Source organism: Aeromonas sp. MR19 (genome assembly GCF_963899305.1).
In the GTDB taxonomy this organism is placed as follows: domain Bacteria; phylum Pseudomonadota; class Gammaproteobacteria; order Enterobacterales; family Aeromonadaceae; genus Aeromonas; species Aeromonas bestiarum.
On sequence record NZ_CAWQWZ010000043.1, the window covers coordinates 244257 to 265610 of the forward strand.

25 protein-coding genes are annotated in these 21354 nt (G+C 62.0%); 11 read left to right on the top strand and 14 right to left on the bottom strand.

Features of this window, described 5'->3' with window-relative positions:
- Positions 1-126: 126 nt before the first annotated feature.
- From AACQ95_RS16960 to AACQ95_RS16970, 3 genes are all read right to left on the bottom strand, one after another.
- Entirely contained in the window at positions 127-531 is a 405-nt protein-coding gene (locus AACQ95_RS16960) for a MaoC family dehydratase (protein WP_103470672.1), read from the bottom strand.
- Positions 528-2312: a class I poly(R)-hydroxyalkanoic acid synthase gene (locus AACQ95_RS16965; RefSeq protein WP_241279137.1), complete on the bottom strand. Its 1785-nt coding sequence runs from the start codon at positions 2310-2312 to the stop codon at positions 528-530. Before AACQ95_RS16965 ends, AACQ95_RS16960 begins: the two co-directional genes overlap by 4 nt.
- A gap of 93 nt (positions 2313-2405) precedes the next feature.
- Positions 2406-2756 (bottom strand): phasin family protein, encoded by a 351-nt coding sequence (locus AACQ95_RS16970; protein WP_043139134.1) that lies wholly within the window; start codon positions 2754-2756, stop codon positions 2406-2408.
- A gap of 317 nt (positions 2757-3073) precedes the next feature.
- Between AACQ95_RS16970 and AACQ95_RS16975 the strand changes: the two genes are divergently transcribed.
- The 3 genes from AACQ95_RS16975 (at position 3074) to pdxY (ending at position 5737) form a co-directional block, all read left to right on the top strand.
- Complete coding sequence (locus tag AACQ95_RS16975) at positions 3074-3637, top strand: VC2662 family protein (protein WP_241279138.1); 564 nt, start codon at positions 3074-3076, stop codon at positions 3635-3637.
- A 78-nt stretch (positions 3638-3715) separates the two neighbouring features.
- Positions 3716-4471, top strand: coding sequence for a DUF429 domain-containing protein (locus AACQ95_RS16980; protein WP_241279139.1), 756 nt, complete (start codon positions 3716-3718; stop codon positions 4469-4471).
- A 402-nt stretch (positions 4472-4873) separates the two neighbouring features.
- Positions 4874-5737 carry a pyridoxal kinase PdxY gene (gene pdxY / locus AACQ95_RS16985; RefSeq protein WP_241279140.1) on the top strand — a complete coding sequence of 288 codons (864 nt, stop codon included), beginning with the start codon at positions 4874-4876 and terminating at the stop codon, positions 5735-5737.
- Positions 5738-5872: 135 nt separating this feature from the next.
- Here pdxY and AACQ95_RS16990 read toward each other — a convergent pair whose 3' ends face one another.
- The 6 genes from AACQ95_RS16990 to cyaB all read right to left on the bottom strand — a co-directional run bounded on the left by AACQ95_RS16990 (position 5873) and on the right by cyaB (position 9916).
- Positions 5873-6205, bottom strand: a complete 333-nt coding sequence (locus AACQ95_RS16990; RefSeq protein ID WP_241279141.1) for an antibiotic biosynthesis monooxygenase family protein — start codon at positions 6203-6205, stop codon at positions 5873-5875.
- A 117-nt stretch (positions 6206-6322) separates the two neighbouring features.
- Positions 6323-7441: a glycerol dehydrogenase gene (locus AACQ95_RS16995; protein WP_241279142.1), complete on the bottom strand. Its 1119-nt coding sequence runs from the start codon at positions 7439-7441 to the stop codon at positions 6323-6325.
- Between the two features lie 238 nt (positions 7442-7679).
- Positions 7680-8186 (bottom strand): GNAT family N-acetyltransferase, encoded by a 507-nt coding sequence (locus AACQ95_RS17000; RefSeq protein WP_241279143.1) that lies wholly within the window; start codon positions 8184-8186, stop codon positions 7680-7682.
- 176 nt (positions 8187-8362) lie between these two features.
- Positions 8363-8755: an NUDIX hydrolase gene (locus AACQ95_RS17005; RefSeq protein ID WP_043139146.1), complete on the bottom strand. Its 393-nt coding sequence runs from the start codon at positions 8753-8755 to the stop codon at positions 8363-8365.
- Positions 8756-8780: 25 nt separating this feature from the next.
- Positions 8781-9293 (bottom strand): DUF4823 domain-containing protein, encoded by a 513-nt coding sequence (locus AACQ95_RS17010; RefSeq protein WP_098983965.1) that lies wholly within the window; start codon positions 9291-9293, stop codon positions 8781-8783.
- 80 nt (positions 9294-9373) lie between these two features.
- Positions 9374-9916 (bottom strand): class IV adenylate cyclase, encoded by a 543-nt coding sequence (cyaB, locus tag AACQ95_RS17015; protein ID WP_098983966.1) that lies wholly within the window; start codon positions 9914-9916, stop codon positions 9374-9376.
- 396 nt (positions 9917-10312) lie between these two features.
- Here cyaB and AACQ95_RS17020 point away from each other — a divergent pair, with 396 nt between their 5' ends.
- From AACQ95_RS17020 to AACQ95_RS17035, 4 genes are all read left to right on the top strand, one after another.
- Positions 10313-11158 (top strand): DUF5718 family protein, encoded by an 846-nt coding sequence (locus AACQ95_RS17020; RefSeq protein WP_098983967.1) that lies wholly within the window; start codon positions 10313-10315, stop codon positions 11156-11158.
- Positions 11159-11294: 136 nt separating this feature from the next.
- Positions 11295-11627: a YnfA family protein gene (locus tag AACQ95_RS17025; protein WP_098983968.1), complete on the top strand. Its 333-nt coding sequence runs from the start codon at positions 11295-11297 to the stop codon at positions 11625-11627.
- Positions 11628-11673: 46 nt separating this feature from the next.
- A complete protein-coding gene (locus AACQ95_RS17030; RefSeq protein ID WP_172955339.1) occupies positions 11674-12138 on the top strand; it encodes a GNAT family N-acetyltransferase in 465 nt (154 codons plus the stop codon).
- Between the two features lie 35 nt (positions 12139-12173).
- Positions 12174-12623: an acetyltransferase gene (locus tag AACQ95_RS17035; protein ID WP_098983969.1), complete on the top strand. Its 450-nt coding sequence runs from the start codon at positions 12174-12176 to the stop codon at positions 12621-12623.
- A 72-nt stretch (positions 12624-12695) separates the two neighbouring features.
- Here the strand turns inward: AACQ95_RS17035 and AACQ95_RS17040 are convergent, their stop codons facing one another.
- A complete protein-coding gene (locus tag AACQ95_RS17040; RefSeq protein ID WP_043142014.1) occupies positions 12696-14099 on the bottom strand; it encodes a DEAD/DEAH box helicase in 1404 nt (467 codons plus the stop codon).
- A 217-nt stretch (positions 14100-14316) separates the two neighbouring features.
- The gene (locus AACQ95_RS17045; RefSeq protein ID WP_043142011.1) at positions 14317-14793 is read right to left on the bottom strand and encodes a glutathione peroxidase; all 477 of its coding nucleotides are present in this window, start codon (positions 14791-14793) and stop codon (positions 14317-14319) included.
- A gap of 290 nt (positions 14794-15083) precedes the next feature.
- Here AACQ95_RS17045 and AACQ95_RS17050 point away from each other — a divergent pair, with 290 nt between their 5' ends.
- Positions 15084-15692 (top strand): 2OG-Fe(II) oxygenase, encoded by a 609-nt coding sequence (locus tag AACQ95_RS17050; protein WP_043142009.1) that lies wholly within the window; start codon positions 15084-15086, stop codon positions 15690-15692.
- A 191-nt stretch (positions 15693-15883) separates the two neighbouring features.
- On the top strand, positions 15884-16873 hold the full coding sequence (locus tag AACQ95_RS17055; protein ID WP_043142008.1) for a D-alanine--D-alanine ligase: 990 nt from the start codon (positions 15884-15886) through the stop codon (positions 16871-16873).
- A gap of 62 nt (positions 16874-16935) precedes the next feature.
- On the opposite strand, the gene AACQ95_RS17060 is transcribed toward AACQ95_RS17055, so the two are convergent.
- Positions 16936-17349, bottom strand: a complete 414-nt coding sequence (locus AACQ95_RS17060; protein ID WP_241279144.1) for a VOC family protein — start codon at positions 17347-17349, stop codon at positions 16936-16938.
- Between the two features lie 165 nt (positions 17350-17514).
- Here AACQ95_RS17060 and AACQ95_RS17065 point away from each other — a divergent pair, with 165 nt between their 5' ends.
- Positions 17515-18282 carry a tRNA-uridine aminocarboxypropyltransferase gene (locus AACQ95_RS17065; protein ID WP_241279145.1) on the top strand — a complete coding sequence of 256 codons (768 nt, stop codon included), beginning with the start codon at positions 17515-17517 and terminating at the stop codon, positions 18280-18282.
- A 176-nt stretch (positions 18283-18458) separates the two neighbouring features.
- A complete protein-coding gene (locus AACQ95_RS17070) occupies positions 18459-19238 on the top strand; it encodes a TSUP family transporter (protein ID WP_241279146.1) in 780 nt (259 codons plus the stop codon).
- A gap of 149 nt (positions 19239-19387) precedes the next feature.
- Here AACQ95_RS17070 and AACQ95_RS17075 read toward each other — a convergent pair whose 3' ends face one another.
- Entirely contained in the window at positions 19388-20260 is an 873-nt protein-coding gene (locus tag AACQ95_RS17075; RefSeq protein WP_241279147.1) for a LysR family transcriptional regulator, read from the bottom strand.
- A gap of 60 nt (positions 20261-20320) precedes the next feature.
- The gene (locus AACQ95_RS17080; RefSeq protein ID WP_241279148.1) at positions 20321-21238 is read right to left on the bottom strand and encodes a DMT family transporter; all 918 of its coding nucleotides are present in this window, start codon (positions 21236-21238) and stop codon (positions 20321-20323) included.
- Positions 21239-21354 lie beyond the last annotated feature (116 nt).

The following is a 21354-nucleotide window of genomic DNA, read 5'->3' on the forward strand; positions in this document are numbered from 1 at the left end:
CTCTTTCTGGACGTGCAGGCAGGGCTCAAGGCCAGCAACCGCAGCCGTCATCGCGGTGGAACATGAGGCTGCACCATAAAAGTCAGCCCGGCGGGGCCGGGCTGAAGGAGGGTCGGTGATCAGCGCTTAGCCAACTTTTACCACAGCCTCGCCAGTCACGGCGAGGGCCCCGGCCGCCGTCACTATGCGGGTGGCCAGGGTGATGATGGGCTTGTCGCTGCGCAGGGCGATGATCTCCACCTCGGCCGTCACCTCATCCCCCACAAACACTGGCTGCTTGAAGGCGAGGCTCTGCCCCAGGTAGACGGCGCCCTTGCCGGGCAACTGCTGGCCCAGCAGCCCAGAGAAGAGGCTGGCCAGCAACATGCCGTGCACTATGGGTCGCTCGAACGGCGTGGTGGCGGCAAAGGCCGGGTCCAGGTGCAGGGGATTGAAATCCTCCGACAAGCCGGCGAAGGCCTCGACCTCGGTCGCACCGAATCGTTTGGTCAGGCTGGCCTTTTGCCCAATCTCAAAGGGGAGTGTGCTCATGCGGGCTCCTCCTCCGGGGTCTTGGCAAAGACAGGGTTGAGCCGCACCTTGACGTAGCCGCCGGGGGCCGCCTCCAGTCCCTCGCTCGGGATGCGGGCGGGCACGGGCGTGGCCTCTTCCTCTCGCGCCTGGATGAAGGCTGTCATCTGGGGCCACCAGGAGCCGCTCTGATGGGTGGCCTGTTCGAGCCAGGCCGCTGGCGTGTCACTGCTCGCATCGCTGTGCCAGAAGCCGTACTTGTTGGCCGCTGGCGGGTTGATGATGCCGGCGATGTGACCCGATTCGGCCAGAATGAAGCGCTGTTCGCCGCCAAACAGCTTCATGCCCTGCCAGGTGCCCTGCCAGAGGGCGATGTGATCGTCCATGGCCGAGACCAGCAGCACAGGCGTCTTCACCTTGGCGAGATCGATGCGGGTGTGGCGGATCTTGAGCTCCCCCTTCACCAGCTGGTTCTCCAGATAGAGGCGACGCAACAGGCTGTTGTGGGTCTTGCCGGCCACGTTGGTGCTGTCGCTGTTCCAGTGCAGCAGATCGAACGCCACCGGGCTCTGGCCCTTGAGGTAGCTGTCGATGTAGTAATTCCAGTAGAGGCTGTTTTCCCGCAGCAGGCTGAAGGAGACGGCCAGCTGGCGCCCGTCCATGATGCCCTTGGCCTCATTCTGGGCCTCCAGCGCCGCTATGATGGGCTCGTGGATGAAGATGCCGAGTTCTCCCGGCTGGGAGAAATCGAGCAGTGTGGTGAACAGGGTGGCGGAGCGAACCCGCTGCTTCTGACGGCGGGCCGCCAGCCAGCCCATGGCCAAGGAGAGGGCTGTACCGCCGATGCAGTAACCTATGCCGTGCACTTCGCGTTCACCGGTGGCCGCTTCTACGCCGTCCAGCGCGGCGATCACCCCATCGACCACGTAGTCGTCGAGATCGATATCGGCCTGCTCCACACCCGGGTTGCGCCAGGAGATCATGAAGACCGTCTGGCCCTGGGTGACCAGCCAGGCGACCAGGGAGTTCTGGGGCCGCATGTCCATGATGTAGTACTTGTTGATGAAGGGCGGCACTATCAGCACCGGCGTCCTGGCCACCGTCTCCGTGGTCGGACTGTACTGGATAAGCTCGTAGAGCTCGGTGCGCTGCACCACCCGGCCCGGCGTCAGCGCCAGATCCCGCCCCAGTTCGAAGGCGGACTCGTCGGTCAGGCGGATGTTGAGCTGATCGGCGCTGCGCTCCAGATCCTCGGCCAGCAGGGCCAGTCCGCGCACCAGATTCTGGCCGTCGGATTCCAGAGTGAGTCTGAGCAGTTCGGGGTTGGTGGCCAGAAAATTGCTGGGCGCCATGGCGTTGAGGTATTGGCGGGTGAAAAATCGCAGCCGTTCCCGGCTCTTCTGGGGTACCCCTTCCAGCGCATCCACCGAGGCCAGCAGGTGCCTGGCGGTCAGCAGATAGGATTGCTTGAGGTAGTCATACAGGGGCTGATCGCGCCAGGCGTCGTCCTTGAAGCGGCGATCGCTGCGTTCCGGCGTGATCACCGGCTCGCTCTCCTGGCCTGCGCTTTTGAGCAGGGTGTGCTGCATCAGCTTGAGCTGATCCTGCCACCAGTTCATCTGGGCATTGATCAGTTGCCAGGGTTGCTGGCTGCCCTGTTCCAGTACCTGGCCCAGATCGTCCAGATTGGTCTGCAGCAGCGCCTGCGCCGTGCGCTCCGTCTGTGCCTTGGCCATGTCCAGCAACTTGTCGTTATAGTGGGCCAGGGCCTCGAACAGCGGGCCGTAAGATGATTGGCTCATGTTCTCTCCTTCACCCACACCCGTGACAGGGCGAGCCTGTCGTGTCGGGTCATGGGGAGATGTGGCTGCCCTTAGCGGGCAGCCAGGGGGATATCAGGCCTTGCCCGTGCTCTTTTTGATGCCGTCGGCCGCCAGGGTATCCAGCTCTTCCTTGAACTGCAGACCCAGCGCATTGAGCTTCTGGATGTCATCCAGCATCTGGCGGGAGAGCTGGCTGGCGGTCTCCAGCTGCACTGTGCCAAGGGCCGCCAGGCTCTGGGCATCCTGCACCTTGCCGGCGGCCTGCAACTGGCTCAATCCCAGTTCGGCATAGGCATTGGCGGAGGCCAGCTGCAACCGGGTCAGCTGTTCGATGTTGCTGGCCAGCAGCTGGTTATAACGGGTGAGGGGGGCAGCAAAGCCTTGCATCTGCTCGGTAAAGGTCTTGATTACGTCCATATTCATCGCGTGTCTCCGTGGTTGGCAGAAGGGTATTGCAAAAGGCCGATGGGCCCATTCTTCGGTTACATCCGTTCGACTACATCCTTAAGTCGTTACGTGTCGTTTGCTCTGTTCAAACGCACGTTTAGGCATTGTGTTACCAAATGAGGCTTGATGTAAATAATATAAATGTTAATTTTTGCTTAAAGTTTGATTCTGGTCTGTCCAGTTTGTGCGAATGAATTCAGACGGGGGATGACGCAGCAGCGCCTGCCCGGCCTCGTTCCCGCACGCGAGTGCTGATAGGCTGGCTCCCTCCCTGATTGTTAAGGAAAGCCCCGATGAAACCTGCCCACCTGCTGCTTGCCTGCGGCTCCCTTGCCCTGGGTGGTGTCGCCTATGCCAGTACACCCATCCAGGTATCGCTGCCCGGCGTCAATCTGCCCGCCTCCCATCAGGTCGAAGGCGCCAGAGCCTCCTTTCTCTACGGCCGCACCGGTCAGGTGAAGGGAATAGATCTGCCTATCCTGGCCCTCTCCGACGTGGATCAGTTCAGCGGCCTGCAGCTTGGCGTCTTCCTCGGCGCCGGACGGGTACGCCACCAGTTCAACGGGGTAGCCATCAACGCCGTCAACTGGCACGAGGGACAGGACAAGGGGATCAACCTTGGCTTCGTCAACCTGACCAACAATGTGCAGGGCCTGAACTGGGGCGCCGTCAACATCGCCAAGGGCAATGCCCTGGCCAACGTGGGCTTCGTCAACTATGCCGAGCGCACCACCTTCCAGCTGGGTTTCATCAACGCCACCAAGCATCTGGACGGGTTGCAGATAGGCCTTGCCAACTACGCCGAGAACGGCATTTTCCCCATACTGCCGCTGATCAATTTCAAGAAATCCTTCTAAGGCGCGCTCCCGGCCTTGCTTTAGGGGACGCAGCCATTACCCTGTGCTCCATTGATAGCGCGCAGAGGTGACACGGGCATGACAATGGAACACATGGACGCCATCGGTATCGGCTGGGATGTGAGGGGCTGGCAGGGCAATGCCCAGGCGGTGGCCGTGGTGGGCTGGCAGGCGCGCGAGCAGCGCCTGCACTGGTTTGGGGTGTCACCCCTGTTCCGGCTGAGTTCGCGGGTGGCGCCGGATCTGGATGCCCTGCTGCGCCCGGCGTTGCAGGACGAGATGAACCTGATGCAGGTGCTGGCTTGCCCGCAACTGGCGTTGGGCATCGATGCGCCGCTGGCATTTCCACGCGCCCTGGGCGATCTGCTGGCGGGGAGGGCGTCCGAGTGCGTCGTGCCCCAGCGGGAGATAGACAACCCTTATGCCTATCGCAACTGCGAGCGCTGGCTGCACCGGCAATATGGCAAGAAGCCGCTCTCGGCCACCTTCGACCGGCTCGGCAACAACGCCACCCTGGCGCTCGCCATGCTGCCCCGGCTGGCGGACTTGCAACTGGTACCCAGGCTGCAGCCAGAGGCCGATCGCGCCGTGCTGGAGGTCTATCCCGCCCTGGCCAAGGTGGGTGGCAAGGCGTCTGCGGTCAGGGCCGAGCTGCAACCCCATCTGCCGGCTGATGTGACGGCGGGCACGGATCGCTACGATGCCGCCATCTGCGCCCTGATGGCATTGCAATACGCCGCCAAAGGGGGTGTCTCCCTGCTGCCAACCCTGGTACAGCCGCCTGCCGACATGACACTGGATGAAGGTTGGATCTATCACTTCGCGCGCCCTTGAGCAGAAGGCGGACCTGATGGTTCCAGCGGATCTCGCCCTCTTCCCATTTTGCGCCCGCCATGCCTTGCTGGCGGGCGCTGATATCGACTGATTGCCCACCGGGCTCCCATTTTCTTCCCCTCAGCACTTGCCTCGCCATGTGCTGATTTATTGTTTTCATATGCCATCAAACAAGAAGCTGAAGCCACCTTATAAGCAGAAGCTGCGACCCCTCATCCAATCAACATCTGGCAAGGCAGGAAAACGGGGGCGATGGTGGCTAAAGAGGCAGGTCTGGCAAATGGAGCTTAGATCGGCAGTTTTTAAGACCAAATACGGGTTTGTGCTGCACAAAAGTGGAAGTTCAATATCTTCATCCGATATATTGCGCCTTTCCCCTGACTCTTCTCTGCGGTGATGTCGATGAAACGCATTCTCTCTATCCAGTCCCACGTGGTGTTTGGCTGTGCCGGTAACAGCGCCGCCGTGTTTCCCATGCGCCGTCTCGGCATGGAGGTGTGGCCCGTCAACACGGTGCAGTTTTCCAACCACACCCAGTACGCGGCAGGCTGGCAGGGGATGGCGATGCCCGCCGGTCACATCAGCGCCCTGTGCAAGGGGCTGGGGGATATAGAGGTGCTGGGCCGGTGCGACGCCGTGCTGAGCGGCTATCTGGGCTCGGCCGAGCAGGGGGACGAGATCCTGACCGTGGTGGCTGCGGTCAAGGCGGCCAATCCTGACGCCATCTATTTCTGTGATCCCGTCATGGGCCACCCGGAGAAGGGCTGCATAGTTGCCCCTGGCGTGACCCGTTTCCTGACCGAGCAAGCGCTGCCGGCGGCGGATATCATGGCGCCGAACCTACTGGAGCTGGAGACCCTGTGCGATACCCACCTGGCGGATCTGGCCCAGACCCGCGCCGCGGCGCATCAGTTGCTGGCCCGGGGTGTGAAGATGGTGCTGGTCAAGCATCTGGGTCGCGCCGCTCGCGAGCCGGGTCGCTTCGAGATGCTCTTGGCTACCCCGGATGGGGATTACCTGATCGCCCGTCCGCTCTACGAATTTGCCCGTCAGCCGGTGGGGGTGGGGGATCTCATCAGTGCCCTGATGCTGGCCAACCTGCAGGCGGGCTTTGATGCCGTGACGGCGTTTGAGCGCACCAATGCGGCTGTGGACACTGTGCTGCTGCACACCTGGCAGGCGCAGGCTTACGAGTTGCAGCTGATTTCGGCGCAGTCGGCATTTGCCGAGCCCGTGATCAGCGCGCGCGCCGAACGGCTGGCCTGATGCGGCCTCCCTGTGCGAGCAGGGTGGTGTGATCATCATAATTCTCCATCCAGTGATCACGCCTGGGCCAGCTGGTCATGTCATTGCCAGGCCCTGCGAGGGATGGAAGCGTGACTTGCGGGCCCTGGCGGTTTGCTACGAGATCCCGGCGCCCTGTCTTGGTCCGGTCCCCTGGCACTGTGCCACCGCCTGATAGTGTTCCACCGTGGGGAAAGGGTCGTAGAAGTGATGCAGCAGGGCCTTCCATTGCTGGTACTGGACCGAGCCGCGAAAGCCCTGGGTATGATCTTCGAGCCGCTGCCAGCTGACCAGCAGCAGATAGCGGTGGGGATCGGTCAGCGAGTGCTGCAACTGGTGCCCGGCGTAACCCGGCATGGCGCTGATGATGGCCTGGGCTTGGCCAAAGGCCTGCTCGAAGGCGGCAGCCTGGCCCGGAATGACCTGCAGATGAGCGACTTCCAATATCATGGTGACTCCTTGTCCTGAGAGGGAAAGGGGCATTCCAGCAGTTCGGGACGCAATAGACAAGGCCAGCCGCACGGCTGGCCTTGTCGTTGTTGATCAAGGGTGCGTTTTATCCATTGATCAATGGTGGGGATGGCGGGCCCGATAGCGCTCTGCCATGGCGTTGGCCGCGATCATGGCGCCGTAGACATCCTGCTCGTTCACGGCCATGGGCATGTTGCCCATGGTGTCGAGGGGATCGCAGGCAAGTGCTGCCACCTTGCGCCACTCGCTCTCGACAAAGCGGGTCAGCCCCATCTCCTGCAGCGTCATGGGCAGACCGGCGACATGGATGATGCGCATCACCTCGTCGAGCTCGGCCTGGGGGGCGCGCTCCAGCACCAGCTGGGTCAGCAGGCCGAACACCACCTTCTCTCCATGCTGGGCCCTGTGCAGGTCGGGCACCACAGACATGCCGTTGTTGACCGCATGGGCCGCCGCCAGACCACCGGCCTCGGCGCCGACCCCGCTCAGGTAGATGGTGGCCTCGATGATCTGCTCCAGCGCCGGTGTGGTGACGTGATGGCGCACCGCGTCCATCGCCATGTCGATGTTCTCCCCCAGCAGCTCATAGCAGAGCCGGGCCAGACCGAGCCCGGTGCGGGAGGGGCGCTTGCCCACCAGGTTGATGCCATCGGCCCGATAGCAGGCGCGGGCCTCGAAATAGGTGGCCAGCGCATCCCCCACGCCGGCGGCGAAGAAGCGGGTAGGGGCTGCGGCTATGATGGCGGTGTCGGCGATCACCACGTCCGGGTTCTGGGGCAGGAACAGATAGCGCTCGAACTCGCCCGCCTGGTTGTAAATGACCGCCAGCGCGGTACAGGGGGCATCGGTGGAGGCTATGGTGGGGAACAGCACCACGGGGCGGCGCAGGTAGAAGGCGACCGCCTTGGCCACGTCCAGGGTCTTGCCGCCACCGATCCCGACGATCACGTTGGCGCCCTGCTGTTCGGCGATATCCAGAAGGCGGCGGATCTCGATGTCGGTACACTCGTAGTTGAACTTCTCGACCGCCCCCTTCAGGCCCGCTTGCAGCAGGCCGGCCAGCGCCTCTTCGCGCACCCGCTCCAGGATGAACTCGTCGCTGACGAGCAGGGCGTTGTCGCCAAAATCTTTCACATGATCATGGAGTTGGGGCAGAAGGTCGTGGCCGATGATGAACTTTTTGGGGGAGGTGACGGTACGAGGCAGGATAGGCATGCAGGATTCCTCAAGGCAGTGAGTGGCACCCGGTTGGTATGCAAACGGGTCTTCCTGCCACACCATACGCCTGGTCCGCCATCAGGTGAAGGGAGAGTGGGGTTCATCCCTCGATTAAATTAATCAAATCGCCTGTTGGATGGTTTGTCTGGGGCAAAGAGATGCGGGCTGCGAGGTGCCGATGGCCAGTATGCGCCCGCTATGGAAGCCGGGCGTAGACCATCTTTGCAGGGGAAACTCAGAGCTGCTTGTAGAAGAAGAGGGTAGCCGCCAGGGTGCCGTCGGCACTGCGGGCAAAACCCGGGATCTGGCCTGCCTCCTGATAGCCCAGCTGGCGATAGAGGCTGGATGCCACGTCGCCGACCCGGGTATCGAGCACCAGCAGGGTACGCCCGGCGTCACTGGCCCCTTGCTCCATGGCCGCCATCAGGGCGCGGCCGACCCCCTTGCCACGGGCGTGACTGTGTACCATCAGTTTCTCCACCTCGGCCCGGTGGCGGCCGTTGGCCTTGGTACAGAGCGCCAGTTGCAGGGCGCCGACCAGCTGATGCTGCTCGAAGGCGACCCAGAGCCGGCGGTTGCCTGCCGCCAGCTCCGTCTCTATCCCTTGCCAGTATCCCAGCCCCTGCTCTTCCGTCAGCGGCGGCAAAAATCCCACGGAGGCGCCGCTGGTCACGCTGTCTTGCAGCAGGGTGATGAGCGCAGGCTTGATGCCCAGGGTGGTATCAACCTCAACTATGTCCATCGAGAGTCCTTGTCAAACGTGGTCACGACAGCGGGCTGCGCCGCTGTGCGGCAAACAGAGATAAGGAATCCGTGTTTTGCCGCATGACTGGTTAGCCTCGCCGTTTCTGACGCCGATTTCAAGCCGAAGGCCCCCGTTGGTTGCGCCGGATCACGCTTGCACCGCTGCGCTATGCCTCAGCGGATGAGACGCTGCTCTGCCAGCCAGGCAAACAGCAGGCGGGAGACGGGGGAGATCTCGGCCAGATGGCGGCTGTCCAGCCAGCGCAGCTCGGCGATCTCGGCCGAGGCAACGGGCGTACCGCTGGCCTCGCCGGTGTAACAGCGCAAGCGTACCTGCACGCCTTCAGGCTTGCCATCGGCCTGGGCGCTGAATTCGCAGGCAAGGCGCAAGGTGTCGGCTTGCAGGGTCACGCTCAGCTCCTCCTCGATTTCCCGCACCAGCGCCGCTTCATCGCTCTCTCCTGCCTCACGTTTGCCACCGGGGATGTAGTAGATGGCCTTGCCGTGGGAGCGGGCACAGAGCAGTTGCTGATCCTGGAAGGTCAGCCAGGCGAGTTTGTCGATCATGGTTGTGTCCCGGTGGTGAAAATGGTCAGTAGAGAGCCTTTACGTATTTTTCAGTCGGTTCCGGCAGTAGATCTTGCGGATGATCGCCACCAAACGTAGCCCATTTGCTTGCTCCCTTGAATGAGCTATTGGCTATGCTCTTCTTGCTCAGGGTGTCGTATATAACTACCTGAATTTCAATCACATCTGGTTTTCCAGACCATTCTGTTGCCCGTTCCTCCCAATGTAGAATGACGGGTTTCACATAATATCTGAACTGAGTCGGTTCAATGGTGTTCAGGCAAGGGTCTCCATGACAACGGGTCGTGATCTCGACTCTGTGAGCCTTCTTGGAAAATGCCGCATAGATTGCCTGGGCCGTCATTTGCCCCGAATTCTGATACTGCGTAGTTTCATATGACCCATCTTGGGGTTGAGAAATGAGTACCCCCTGACTGGCATCGAGTTTATTGGTCATCGTTTGTACATCGGCTTGTTGATAGGTCGAGCTACAGCCGACAGCAAGCAAGGAGAAAAGGGCACTGAGATAGGGCTTCAAAATACATTCCTTTGTTTAATGAGTTGTTTTTTGATTTTTAGATAAAAGCGTGATTTTTATACCAGAGGTAAAGATGTAACTTATTGATTAAGCTCACATAATTTTTTATATGATCGATATTCTCGCTGCTTCAAGCCCAGCTTTATCGCCAGATGCTCCAACTCGGTTCTGTATTCCTCCAACCGATCTTCATCGTCGGTCATGATGGCCAGCTCGGCAAAATCACCGATCCCCTCGAGATGATCCCGGGTGACATGGAAGGGGCCGACAAAGTAGATGCTGCGCCGCTTGCTGATGGCCAGTACCTGCCGGTAGCCCAGGGTGCGTAACATGCTGGCCGCCTTGTCGGCGTCCGTGATATTGACGGCCTCGCAGCGATCGGCTTCGGGTCCCTTCACTATCCAGAGCTGGATGCCGGAAGGCTGCATGGTGCGGAGCACCAGGCTCTTGCCCTCTGCGGCCAGGCTATGTTCTGGCGTGTCGAAGTAGCTATCCTGTTCCTGGTTGTCTTCCAGCATCACCTCGGGGTTGAGGGCGGCGAGGGCGGTGGTGAAGGCATCGACATCGCTCAGCCGGTACTTGAACTCGACCTCGAAGCGGCCCTGAAAGTGTTGTGATGACATCGGCAGGCATCCTTGAGTGTGCTGTTTTGCATGGCAGGCAGCCTAGCAAAGTTGACCGGCAGGCCCAAGGGGCAGCCGTGCACTCTGTGGAAACGATCTGTTTCTCGCTGCATTCGCTCTCAGTGCATCCTCTCCCTGTGCTCAGGTTGATCAGCTGGGTGCATTTATTCTTGATCTATGACCTTGTTTGCGTGAGGCAAGGGGGCCGTCAACTGGCCGTGAGCCTCTGCCCACAGACGCGCCGGCGGATGCCGAAAAGTTCGGGCTGGCGCACAGGATGGGGCGCCCGGGCTGGGCGGGGGCGGGTCCCTGTGGTTTAATCCTTGCCACTTTCGCGGTAGCGGATCCCGTCTGGTGGATCGGCTGCCCCCGCTTTGGCAAGATGCAGGTGATCAGATGCAAGTGACAGCAGAGAGCAAATTTATCGGACTCGGGGTGGCGGGCAACTTCGCCGGTCATCTGGAGCAGGCGGGAGAGGCCTCGGATTTCGTGGCTGTGGTGGTGCGTGACACCAACGCCCCCAAGGCGCTGTTCCCCTTCTATGTGCCGAGTCATCCGGGCCAGCTCGGTGTCTTCCCCCTGAGCGAGAAGGCGATCTTCCTGCCAGAGGCGGCGGTCAGCGGTGACGAGAAGGTGCAGATCGAGCCGGAAGTGGCACTCTGGTGCGAGCTGGAATACGCAGGCACCCAGGTGGTGGCCATCCATCCCCGCGCCTTTGGGGCCTACAACGACTGTTCCATCCGTCGTCCCAATGCCAAGAAGATCAGCGAGAAGAAGAACTGGGGGGAAGAGAGCAAGGGGCTGGCGGCCACTCTGCTGCCACTGTCTCATTTTGCAGCCGGCTGTGAGCTCGATGACTATCGCATCGCCTGTTACCTGGAGCGTGACGGCGAGCTGCATGCTTACGGGGTAGACAGCGCCGCCGTCGATTACAGCTATTTTCATCGACAACTGCTGGACTGGGCCATCGACAAGTTCAACCATCAGCAGGACGAGGGCCCGGCGGAGCATATCCAGGGGCTGCTGGCCCAGGCTGGCTACCCGTCCCATGCGCTCATCAGCATAGGGGCCACCCGTTATACCCATTTTGGCGAGACCCACTTCCTCAAGCCCGGTGATACGTCCTGCGTGCTGGTCTATCCGGCCAGCCGCTATAGCGACAGTGACATCCGCGAAGCCATTCGCACCCGCCAGTTCGGGCCGGATCTGTCTGTCCTGCTGCAGGCGGTCAAGACCCGCTGATGCCACCCCGGCTTCCCCTGCACCCGCGGGGGAAGCCGGGTCCTCCCGCCACTCGGCTCCCTCCTGCTGCGCTTACATAACGCGATGATTTGCTTTAACATTCAGCCTGTTTAACGGGGGGTGATAGAGGCGCATCATGGTGGAACTCAAAACGATCGGACTGTTTCTGATCACGGCGGTGGCCGAAATCGTCGGCTGTTATCTGCCCTATCTCTGGCTGACACAGGGCCGGAGCATCTGGCTGCTGCTGCCCGCGGGCTTGAGTCTGGTGCTGTTTGCCTGGCTGTTGTCACTGCATCCTACCACCGCCGGTCGCGTCTATGCCGCCTATGGTGGCGTCTATATCTTCGTGGCCATCCTCTGGCTCTGGTTGGTGGATGGCATCAGGCCCACGCTGTGGGATCTGGTGGGTTCGCTGGTGGCCCTGCTCGGCATGGCCATCATCATGTTTGCGCCAAGGCCCGCTTAGGGCTCGTGGGGGAAGCCGTGTCGGCAATCAGATCAGGAGGAGTGCCATGGTGGTGATCAGAGCGTGCAATGAACAAGACATAGCCGGTTTGCTGACCCTTTATCGGGAGCTGAGGCCCCATGATCCGCCGCTGGTTGAAGCCGAGGCGGCTCTTGCCGCCTTGCTGGCCCAATCCCATGTGCGGCTTATCGTCGCCGAGGTGGAGGGGCAGCTTGCCGCCACCTGCCAGCTGGGGGTGATCCCCACGCTCACCAATGGTGGCCGGCCCTTTGGCATCATAGAGCACGTGATCACGGCGGCCCGCTTTCGGCGCCAGGGGCTGAGCCAGCAAGTGCTCGAGCAGGCGCTGGCCCTCGCCTGGCAGCAGGATTGCTACAAGGTGATGCTGTTGTCGGGGGAAGGGCGCGAGGCGGCCCACCGCCTGTATGAAAAACTGGGTTTCAAGGCCGGCATCGAGAAGGGATTCGTCATCAAGCAAGCGGATGCCAAAGGCACAGCCGAGCCTCTTTGATGAGACTATCCACTCCAGCCAACAAGAGTCAGAGCATGAAGATTGAACAAGCAAAGACGCAGGATTATCCGACCCTGATCGCCCTCTGGGAAGCCTCGGTGCGCGCCACTCACCACTTTCTGCCAGAAGCTGAGATAGATGTCCTCAAGCCGCTGATCCTGGAGCACTATTTCGCCGCCGTCGATCTGGTCTGTGGCAGGGATGAGGCCGCTGGCATCGTCGGCTTTTGCGGGGTACACGATGGCAATATCGAGATGCTGTTTATCGCCCCCGAGGCGAGGGGCTGCGGTGTTGGCCGCCAGCTGGTGGCCCATGCCATCAGCCGCCAAGGAGCGACCCGGGTGGACGTCAACGAGCAGAATGGGCAGGCGCTTGGCTTCTACCAGCGCATGGGCTTCGTCGTGACGGGGCGCTCGCCGCTGGATGGCCAGGGCAAACCCTATCCACTGCTGCATATGGTGCTGGCGGGTGTCGAAACGGTGTGATCTATCCCGCCAATAAAAAAACCGCCGAAAGGCGGTTTTTTGTTTTTCAGTGCGGGCAGCTCACGGCTGGCCTTACTCCTCGTTGGAGTTGTCCTGATAGCTGTCGCGCTGGGCCCGGGGCAGGCGGCGCATAGGGGTGAGCCCTGCGTCCACGCCACCGCGATCCTTCTGGCGCGCCGGCGCCGGTTGCTTGCTGCCATCGGCTTTGGGCTTGCCGGCTCCCGGCTTGCCTTTGCCCTTGGCGGGCGCCTTGGCATTGTGCTTGGCGTTGGCATGGCCGCGATCCCGCGGCGGGTTTTGTACCGGCTTGCTGCCTGGCAGGGTCTGGCGAGTCGGTTTGCCGCTCGGCTCGTAGCCTGCCTGGATCTCGCTCGGTATGCTGAGGCCGATCAGGGACTCGATGGCCTTGAGCTGATCCTGTTCATCCTGGCTGACCAGGGAGATGGCTTCGCCGCCACGACCGGCACGGCCGGTACGGCCGATGCGGTGGATATAATCCTCGGCCACCTGGGGCAGCTCGAAGTTGATCACATGGGGCAGTTGATCGATATCGAGACCACGGGCGGCGATGTCGGTGGCGACCAGCACCCGCACCTTGCCTTCCCGAAAATCCGCCAGCGCCCGGTTGCGGGCACCCTGGCTCTTGTCACCGTGGATGGCGACGGTATTGAGGCCGTCTTTTTCCATCTGGTGGGCGAGGCGGTCGGCGATCTGCTTGGTGCGCACGAACACCAGCACCCGTTGCCAGTTATTGCGGCCGATCATGTGGGAGAGCAGCTCGCGCTTGCGCTCGCGGTCGACCTTGATGATGCGCTGATTGACCTGCTCGGCCGTGCTGTTGCTCGGGCTCACCTCGATCAGGGTCGGGCTCTTCAGCAGATCGTCGGCCAGCTCCTTGATCTCGTTGGAGAAGGTGGCAGAGAACAGCAGGGTCTGCCGCTCTTCCGGCAGCGCCTTCATGATGCGGCGAATGTCGGTGATGAAGCCCATGTCCAGCATGCGATCCGCCTCATCCAGCACCAGCACTTCCAACTCGGTCAGGGTGAGGGCGCGCTGGGTCAGCAGATCCAGCAGCCGGCCCGGGGTCGCGACCAGGATGTCGACGCCGAGCTTGATGGCGTCCAGGTTGGGCTTGATGCTGACGCCGCCGTAGGCGATCAGGGTGCGAAACGGCAGGTGATGGGCGTATTTGATGATGCTTTCGCCCACCTGGGCGGCCAGTTCACGGGTCGGGGTCAGCACCAGGGCGCGTACCTGACGACGGCCGCCACGGCCATGGTTGGCCAGCAGACGGTGCAACATGGGCAGGGTGAAACCGGCCGTTTTGCCTGTGCCTGTCTGGGCGCCGCCCAGCACATCCTGACCTGCCAGCACGGCCGGAATGGCTTGCTGCTGGATGGGGGTTGGCTGTTCGTAACCCAATTCCTTGACGGCCCGCAGAATATGCGGTGACAGACCCAGTTCGTTAAATGACATGTTCGAGAGAGACTCCTGAGGTGAGCCTTGGGCTCAACGCGTGACAGACATGCGCTGACGCCTGCTCTGCCACAACATAAGGTGCGGCGGGCCACCTTGGCAGCCAGCCACAACATAGAAAAGATAATGGGGGCGTAATATAGCAGATGTGCGACCTGCACGCAGCAGCCGTGTCGCTTGCCCGGGCCGGGGTGCGAGGCTGGTTCCCTGGCGAGGCTCAGAGCAGGGCGCTTATCTCGTCCAGCAGGCTCTCTGGCTTGGTCTGGGGGGCGAAACGATCCACCACCTCGCCGTCGCGGTTGATGAGGAACTTGGTGAAGTTCCATTTGACGTTTTCCAGCCCCAGCAGCCCGGGTTTTTGCTGTTTCAGCCAGCGATAGAAGGGGTGGGCGTGCTCGCCGTTGACCTCGCACTTGGCCATGATGGGGAAGCTCACCGGGTAATCCAGCGAGCAGAAGCGGGCTATCTCGTCCGCATCCCCCGGCTCCTGATGGCCGAATTGATCGCAGGGAAAGCCGAGGATCACCAGCCCTTTGGGTCCCAGCTGCTGGTAGAGCGCCTCCAGCCCCGTGTATTGGGGGGTAAAACCGCAGCGGCTGGCCACGTTGACCACCAGGATGACCTGGCCTTGCAGGGCGGTGAGCGAGAGTTCGGAACCATCGAGATGTTGCAGGGTGAGGTCGGGCAAAGGCATGGAGCACTCCTGGGAGGATGGGGCCCATTCAGGGCGGTTATCATGCACGTTAACGGGCCAGGGCGTCGGGGGCAAGGGGCATGTGCCCCGTTTGTGCCATGGCTCTCGTGCGACATGCCCCACCTTTTGGGGAGCCGGATCACAGGGTGACCAGGCCGGTACGATAAAGGGCGCCTTCTGTGGCGGAATAGCGTATTGATGGTGGGACTTCTCAGGAGAAGCAATCTGGTTTGTGCCCAGGCCGGGAAGTCGCTAAAAAGCGCCCTCTCTCCACTTATTGTGAGTCACTCTTGGACTATCAAGCCGTCATGGATGCCATTTACACCCGGGGATGGGTGATAGTGGATGATTTTTTAACCGCCGCCGAGGTGGATGAGCTGAAAGCCTGCCTGCCAGGGGAGTGGCAACCGGCCGGGATCGGACGCGCCGCGCTGCATCAGGGCAACCCTGACATTCGCCGTGATCAGATCCACTGGCTGGAGCCCGATCTTGGCGCACCTGTGGCAGCCTATCTGGCCCGCATGGAATCCCTGCGCCTCGCCGCCAACCGCCTGCTGATGCTGGGGCTGTTCGATTACGAGGCGCATTTTGCCCGCTATCGCAGCGGGGACTTCTATGCCACCCACCGCGATGCCTTCGCCGGTCGCTCCAACCGCCGTCTCACCTCTGTCTTCTATCTCAACAACGACTGGCAACCGGAGGCGGGCGGTGTGCTCAGGGTCTACGACAACGACGAGCAGCTGCTGATGGATGTCTCTCCCAAAGGGGGGCGGCTGGTATTGTTCCTGTCGGAGGAGTTTCCCCACGAGGTGCTGCCCGCCAATCGGGAGCGTTACAGCATAGCCGGCTGGTTTAGGGTCAATGGCAACGGCGTGGGACGGCTGGATCCGCCCCGCTGACGCCTTTTCGTCCAATTTCTGACACAGGCAGGAATTTTTCAGGCTGTTGTCGGCGGATGGGGCTCCCATCGGCTGACAAGGCTTGATTTCCCTTGCTACACTGGCCCGCACTTGGCTTCGTCCGGTTTTTCAGTACGGTTGGATTATCAGATGGTCATGACGAGGCCGCTTTTCCCAAGGGATCACATCTAATGAAGAACATGCATGTCTTGCTGCTGTGCGGCGGCGGTGGCTCAGAACACGAAGTCTCTCTGCGCAGCGCCAATTTCCTCGAGCAACAACTCGGTTTCCTGCCCGGCGTCGAAGTGACCCGGGTCGAGATGTTCGCCGATCGCTGGCTCTCTGCCGACGGCCGCGAGTGCAAGCTGGGGCTGGACAAGCTGCTCTCGTTTGACAGCGTGGCCCGTCCGGTGGACTACGTGGTGCCCTGCATCCACGGCTACCCGGGTGAGACCGGCGATCTGCAATCCTTCCTCGAGCTGGCGGGCCTGCCTTATCTCGGTTGCGATGCCGAGGCGAGCAAGATCTGCTTCAACAAGATCAGCACCAAGCTGTGGCTCTCCGCCATCGGCATTCCCAACACCCCCTATCTGTTCCTGACCGAACAGAACGACGCCGCCCTGACCGAGGCAAAAGCCGCCCTGGCCAAGTGGGGCAAGGTCTTCATCAAGGCCGCCTCCCAGGGCTCCTCCGTGGGCTGCTACTCCGCCAGCAACGAAGCCGACCTGGTGCAGGGCATCAAGGATGCCTTCGGTTACTCCGAGCAGGTGTTGATCGAAAAAGCGGTCAAGCCCCGCGAGCTGGAAGTGGCTGTCTACCAGTACGGTGACGAGCTGATTGCCACCTATCCTGGCGAGATCTGCGTGCCGCAGGACAAGTTCTACACCTATGAAGAGAAGTACAGCAGCGCCAGCCACACGGCGACCAGCCTCAAGGCCGAAGGCCTGACCCAGGCGCAGGCCGATGCGATCCACGAGTATGCCCTCAAGGCGTTCCGTCAGCTCAAACTGACCCACCTGTCGCGCATCGACTTCTTCCTGACCGAAGAGGGCGAGATCCTGCTGAACGAGATCAATACCTTCCCCGGCATGACCTCCATCTCCATGTTCCCGAAACTGCTGGAGCATCACGGCCACAGCTTTGCCCGCTACCTCGAGCAGATCCTGCGCAAGCCCGCCTGACGGTTTGCCGAAAACAACAGAGGGGCCCGCGGGCCCCTCTGTTGTTTTTGCGATTGGCGATGTCACATGGATTCAGGGGTGAACAGCCAGATATGCGCCCCTTGTGGATCTGCAATCAGGGCCATGCGCCCGACCCCCGGGATATTCATGGCAGGCACCACCAGGGTGCCGCCGTGCTGATTGACCCTGAGTACCCTGGCATCCACGTCATCCACTGCGATATAGGTTGCCCAGTGGGGCGGTACGCCGGCCATCTCGGGATTGCCCCGGGTGGCCTGCACGCCGGCGATTGGCCTGCCATTGGCAACCAGCATGGGGTAGTTGCCGCCTTCCATCGCCATGGTCTGGCTCTCCCAGCCGAGCACCTCAGTGTAGAAACGGATCCCGGCCTCGGCGTCGGGGAGATAGAGCTCGTGCCAGGTGAAGGTAGTGCCTTCGGCCAGGGCGTGCTCGCGGGCAATGTCTTGTTCTGCCATCGTCGTCCTCCTGTGTCCCATGCGTGGGTGCATGGGTTGACGACCAAGTATAGAGAGGCGTGGTGCCCCGGCTTGCCCCGGATGGGGGGCCTTGCTGCGCGGCGGACGGCTCGTTACAATCTGCCCCCTTTTTTCCCGCAACGTGCACCGCCAGAGCCGCGCCCCATGAAGCCAATCCCAGATCACGCCGTCAATCGCCTGCGCGTATGGCGCAAGAGCATCTCCACCCGTCCTTTTCTCGCCCGTGGTGGCACAGTGCCACGCTGCGAGGCGTGCCAACTGCGCCGCGACTGGTGCGCCTGCGAATGGCGCCCCGAGCTCAAGGCCGAGGCCGGCTTCTGCCTGCTGATGTATGACAGCGAGCCGATGAAGCCTTCCAACACGGGCCGCCTGATCGCCGACGTCTTGCCTGATACCACCTGGGCCTTCCTCTGGAAGCGCACCCAGCCCCATCCCGAGTTGTTGGCACTGCTGGCCGATCCTGCCTGGCAGCCCTATGTGGTCTTTCCCGCCTGCGAGAAAAACCCTGCACGCGTGACCGAACGGGTCACGCTCGCCCCCGGCAAGAAGCCGCTCTTCATCCTGCTGGACGGCACCTGGCCCGAGGCGCGCAAGATGTTCAACATGAGCCCTTATCTGGATGGCTTCCCCGTGCTGGCGGTCAAGCCGGATGCGCTCTCCACCTACGGTATGCGGGTCGCCAACTGCGACGAGCACCTCTGCACCGCCGAGGTGGCGGCCTGCGTGCTGGAGGTGGCTGGCGAGCTGCAGGCAGGCCAGGCGTTGCAGCTCTGGTTCAATCTGTTCAGCTGCCGCTACATGGCCGGTCGCGTAAGCCGGGCGCCCGGTGAGGATGAAGTGCAACTGCAACAGGCGCTGGCGGCGATAAAGGAAGACATACTCGCTGAGGCGTTGGCCGATAGCGCCGCCTAATGGGGGTAAGGGACTGACGAGGAGAGATCAACAAAACTGATGAAAATCAGGAATCAATTGGCTGCCATCGTTTCGTTAGCCTCATGAGCGAGAGCCCGCTAGGATAGCGACCAGCTTGACTCATTCAGGTTCCCGGCGCGGGTGCGGCGGGCACCACAATCACACGAGGTCTATGGATGGAATTGGAACTGTACACGCTTGTCGCCCTGTTCGGGGTGGCGCTCATCGCCGGCTTTATCGACGCCATCGCCGGCGGCGGCGGCCTCCTGACGGTGCCGGCCCTGCTGGCTACCGGCATGCCGCCGGCCCTGGTGCTCGGCACCAACAAGCTGCAGAGCAGTTTTGGCTCCTTCTCCGCCACCTGGTTCTATGCCCGCAAGGGGCTGCTGGAGTGGGACATGATCTGGCCAGCGGTGATCTGCACCTTCATCGGGGCGGCCATCGGCACCCTGGCGGTGCAGACCATAGATGCCGCCATTCTGGAGCGGCTGCTGCCCTTCCTGCTGATGGCGTTTGCCTGCTACTTCTTCTTCTCCCCCCGGGTAAGCGATGCCGAGAGCCAGCGCCGCCTCACCCCCATGCTGTTCGCCTTGCTGGTGGGCGGCGGGGTGGGCTTTTATGACGGCTTCTTCGGGCCGGGCACAGGGTCGTTCTTTGCCATCGGCTTTGTGGCCCTGGCGGGCTTTGGCATGGCGCGGGCCACGGCTCACACCAAGTTGCTCAACTTGACCTCCAACATCGCCTCCCTGCTGTTCTTCGCCCTCGGCGGCAAGGTGGTGTGGAGCGTGGGATTCTGCATGGCGCTGGGCCAGTTTATCGGCGCTCGTGCTGGCTCCAAGCTGGTGTTGAAGAAAGGGGTCAAGCTCATCAAGCCGCTGCTGGTGACCGTCTCCCTGCTGATGTCCGCCAAGCTGGTGTGGAGCCAGTATCCCGAGCTGTTTGCCTGGGTCGGCTAGGTGATGTCACCTGCTGATGTCTGTTACAGCATTCTGGTGTGGAGCCAATATCCTGAGCTGTTTGCCTGGCTGGTGTAACGGCCGCTTCGTGGCATGAGTCAGCCAACAGGGCCCGATCCGCTGGATCGGGCCCTGTTGCTTGGTGGCGCTCATACGGTCAGCTGGCGGAAATGGGCCTGCAGGGCCTGCACCAGATGGGCAATCCGTGCGCGCTTGAGGCTGTTTGGCCGGTAGACCAGGTGCAGCGGGCGGGCGAGCCCGGGCAAGGGACGCGCCTTCTCTCCCTGTTCCCCCACCAGTGCCAGCAGACCGGCCGGCAGCAGCACCGGCCCTATGCCCGCCTTGGCCAGTTCGATCAATGCCAGATAGGAGTCCAGCTCCATGGCGGGCACCATGCCCAATTGCGCCAGGGGTTCACGCAGGTAGCGGTTGGAGGGGTTATCCAGATCCATGGTCAGGATCTTGCGCCTGTGCCCCTGCTCGAACGGCCGCTGATCTGCCGGCACCCCCTCATCCTGATCGTTTCCCACCAGATAGAAAGGCTCCTCCAGCAGCAGCTCGGCTCCCAGGCCATGGCCGGGAGGCAGGCGTCCGGCACAGATGCCGAGCAGGGCGTCGCCACTGCGCACCCGCGCCAGGATCACCGGGGTGTGATGGGTAGAGAGGGCAATATGAGGATCGCGGCCGAGGTAGTCGTGCATGAAGCGGGCGAGGTAGCCCGCCAACAGGGTTTCGGAGCAGGCGACGGGCAGGGGAGTCAGATCGGTGAGGGTCTGGCTGTCGGCCAGCACCCCCTTCATCTCGGCGAGGCTCGGGGCCACCCGGTCGAGCAGCTCCTGCGCCTGCGGGGTGAGCCGGATCTGGCGGCCATCCGGCTCGATCAACTTCTTGCCGAGGCGCTGCTCCAGCTGGGCAATGCGCTTGCTCACCGCCGACTGGCTGATGTAGAGGCGACTGGCCACCTTGGCCATGGTGCCTTCGCTTGCCAGCAGACTGAGTGTCTCCAGCCCTTCCAGTAACATCCTGCCCCCTAGTGTTGCCATCACGCAGATCGAATGGCGCTACCTTAGGGGCTGACGGCCTCAGGAGCAAGTGTCGTTCGCTGCCTTGGCTGGCCACCAGCGCCAATCCCGCACGGGCGGGGCGAAGATCACCAGGTTGCCGAGCAGGCTGATCACCACCCCCACCACAGAGACAGTCTGCCAGACGAATCCCTCATACAGGGTGGAGAGGCTGAGGGCCACCAGGGGAAACAGCACAGTGGCGTAGGAGGCCTTGCTGGCACCAATCCGGCCCACCAGTGTGAGGTAGGCGGTGAAGGCGATGACAGAGCCGAACAGGGCGAGATAGACCATGGCCGCCAGATAGTGACCGTCGGTCGGTATGGTGAGGGACTGGCCTAGCAGGGTGACCCAGCCCAGCAACAGCACGACCCCGTACACCATGCCCCAGGGCACCAGTTGCAGCACGTGATAGCCGTGGCGCTGGCCACGGGCAGAGACCAGATTGCCGAGCGAGAAGCAAAGGGTTCCGCCACAGGCCAGCAGCAACCCCTTCCAGCCGTTTGCACCCAGTTGCGCATCCGCCAGCACGGGCCAGAACAGCAACAGGGTGCCAAGCAGTCCCAGCAAGGATCCTTGCAGCCAGCGCAGGTTGGGGCGTTTGCCCTCGAACAGCCAGAGATTGAGACCGTTGAAGATGCTGGCACTGGCGAAGATCACCGCCGACAGGCCACTCGGGATATAGAGGGTGGCGTGATAGAAGCAGAGGAAGTTGGTGGAAAAGAGCAGGGCGCCGAGCAGGGCTGCGTAGCGCTGGCCCGCCCAGGGCAGACGCGGGAAACGGCCGCTGACGGTGAGCAGGGCAAACAGCGCCAGCGCCGCCAGCAGGAAGCGATAGAGCACTGAGACCTCGATGGGAATGGGGCCGAGCTGCCAGGCGATGGCGATCCAGGTGCTGCCCCAGATAAGGACGGTGGCAAGGTAGAGCAGTAGGTTCATGAGGGATCCGTTGACGTGAAGAGGGCATGAGGATCAGCATGGCGCGGGCCGGAGCGACTGGCTTGCACCATCTTGCGGTTTTTTCCGCAGGGCCGCAGCGTTTGGTCCAGCGGCGC

Excerpts from the sequence above, each read along its gene's own strand:
- AACQ95_RS17020 (WP_098983967.1), top strand. The coding sequence starts at position 10,313 with ATGCAAGTGACAGCAGAGAGCAAATTTATCGGACTCGGGGTGGCGGGC.
- AACQ95_RS16960 (WP_103470672.1), bottom strand. The coding sequence starts at position 531 with ATGAGCACACTCCCCTTTGAGATTGGGCAAAAGGCCAGCCTGACCAAA.
- AACQ95_RS17030 (WP_172955339.1), top strand. The coding sequence starts at position 11,674 with ATGGTGGTGATCAGAGCGTGCAATGAACAAGACATAGCCGGTTTGCTG.
- AACQ95_RS16995 (WP_241279142.1), bottom strand. The coding sequence starts at position 7,441 with ATGCCTATCCTGCCTCGTACCGTCACCTCCCCCAAAAAGTTCATCATC.
- AACQ95_RS17000 (WP_241279143.1), bottom strand. The coding sequence starts at position 8,186 with ATGGACATAGTTGAGGTTGATACCACCCTGGGCATCAAGCCTGCGCTC.
- AACQ95_RS16965 (WP_241279137.1), bottom strand. The coding sequence starts at position 2,312 with ATGAGCCAATCATCTTACGGCCCGCTGTTCGAGGCCCTGGCCCACTAT.
- AACQ95_RS17070 (WP_241279146.1), top strand. The coding sequence starts at position 18,459 with ATGGAATTGGAACTGTACACGCTTGTCGCCCTGTTCGGGGTGGCGCTC.
- AACQ95_RS17005 (WP_043139146.1), bottom strand. The coding sequence starts at position 8,755 with ATGATCGACAAACTCGCCTGGCTGACCTTCCAGGATCAGCAACTGCTC.
- AACQ95_RS17065 (WP_241279145.1), top strand. The coding sequence starts at position 17,515 with ATGAAGCCAATCCCAGATCACGCCGTCAATCGCCTGCGCGTATGGCGC.
- AACQ95_RS16975 (WP_241279138.1), top strand. The coding sequence starts at position 3,074 with ATGAAACCTGCCCACCTGCTGCTTGCCTGCGGCTCCCTTGCCCTGGGT.
- AACQ95_RS17060 (WP_241279144.1), bottom strand. The coding sequence starts at position 17,349 with ATGGCAGAACAAGACATTGCCCGCGAGCACGCCCTGGCCGAAGGCACT.
- AACQ95_RS16970 (WP_043139134.1), bottom strand. The coding sequence starts at position 2,756 with ATGAATATGGACGTAATCAAGACCTTTACCGAGCAGATGCAAGGCTTT.
- AACQ95_RS17035 (WP_098983969.1), top strand. The coding sequence starts at position 12,174 with ATGAAGATTGAACAAGCAAAGACGCAGGATTATCCGACCCTGATCGCC.
- AACQ95_RS17040 (WP_043142014.1), bottom strand. The coding sequence starts at position 14,099 with ATGTCATTTAACGAACTGGGTCTGTCACCGCATATTCTGCGGGCCGTC.
- AACQ95_RS17025 (WP_098983968.1), top strand. The coding sequence starts at position 11,295 with ATGGTGGAACTCAAAACGATCGGACTGTTTCTGATCACGGCGGTGGCC.
- AACQ95_RS16990 (WP_241279141.1), bottom strand. The coding sequence starts at position 6,205 with ATGATATTGGAAGTCGCTCATCTGCAGGTCATTCCGGGCCAGGCTGCC.
- cyaB (WP_098983966.1), bottom strand. The coding sequence starts at position 9,916 with ATGTCATCACAACACTTTCAGGGCCGCTTCGAGGTCGAGTTCAAGTAC.
- pdxY (WP_241279140.1), top strand. The coding sequence starts at position 4,874 with ATGAAACGCATTCTCTCTATCCAGTCCCACGTGGTGTTTGGCTGTGCC.
- AACQ95_RS17080 (WP_241279148.1), bottom strand. The coding sequence starts at position 21,238 with ATGAACCTACTGCTCTACCTTGCCACCGTCCTTATCTGGGGCAGCACC.
- AACQ95_RS17075 (WP_241279147.1), bottom strand. The coding sequence starts at position 20,260 with ATGTTACTGGAAGGGCTGGAGACACTCAGTCTGCTGGCAAGCGAAGGC.
- AACQ95_RS17055 (WP_043142008.1), top strand. The coding sequence starts at position 15,884 with ATGAAGAACATGCATGTCTTGCTGCTGTGCGGCGGCGGTGGCTCAGAA.
- AACQ95_RS16980 (WP_241279139.1), top strand. The coding sequence starts at position 3,716 with ATGACAATGGAACACATGGACGCCATCGGTATCGGCTGGGATGTGAGG.
- AACQ95_RS17045 (WP_043142011.1), bottom strand. The coding sequence starts at position 14,793 with ATGCCTTTGCCCGACCTCACCCTGCAACATCTCGATGGTTCCGAACTC.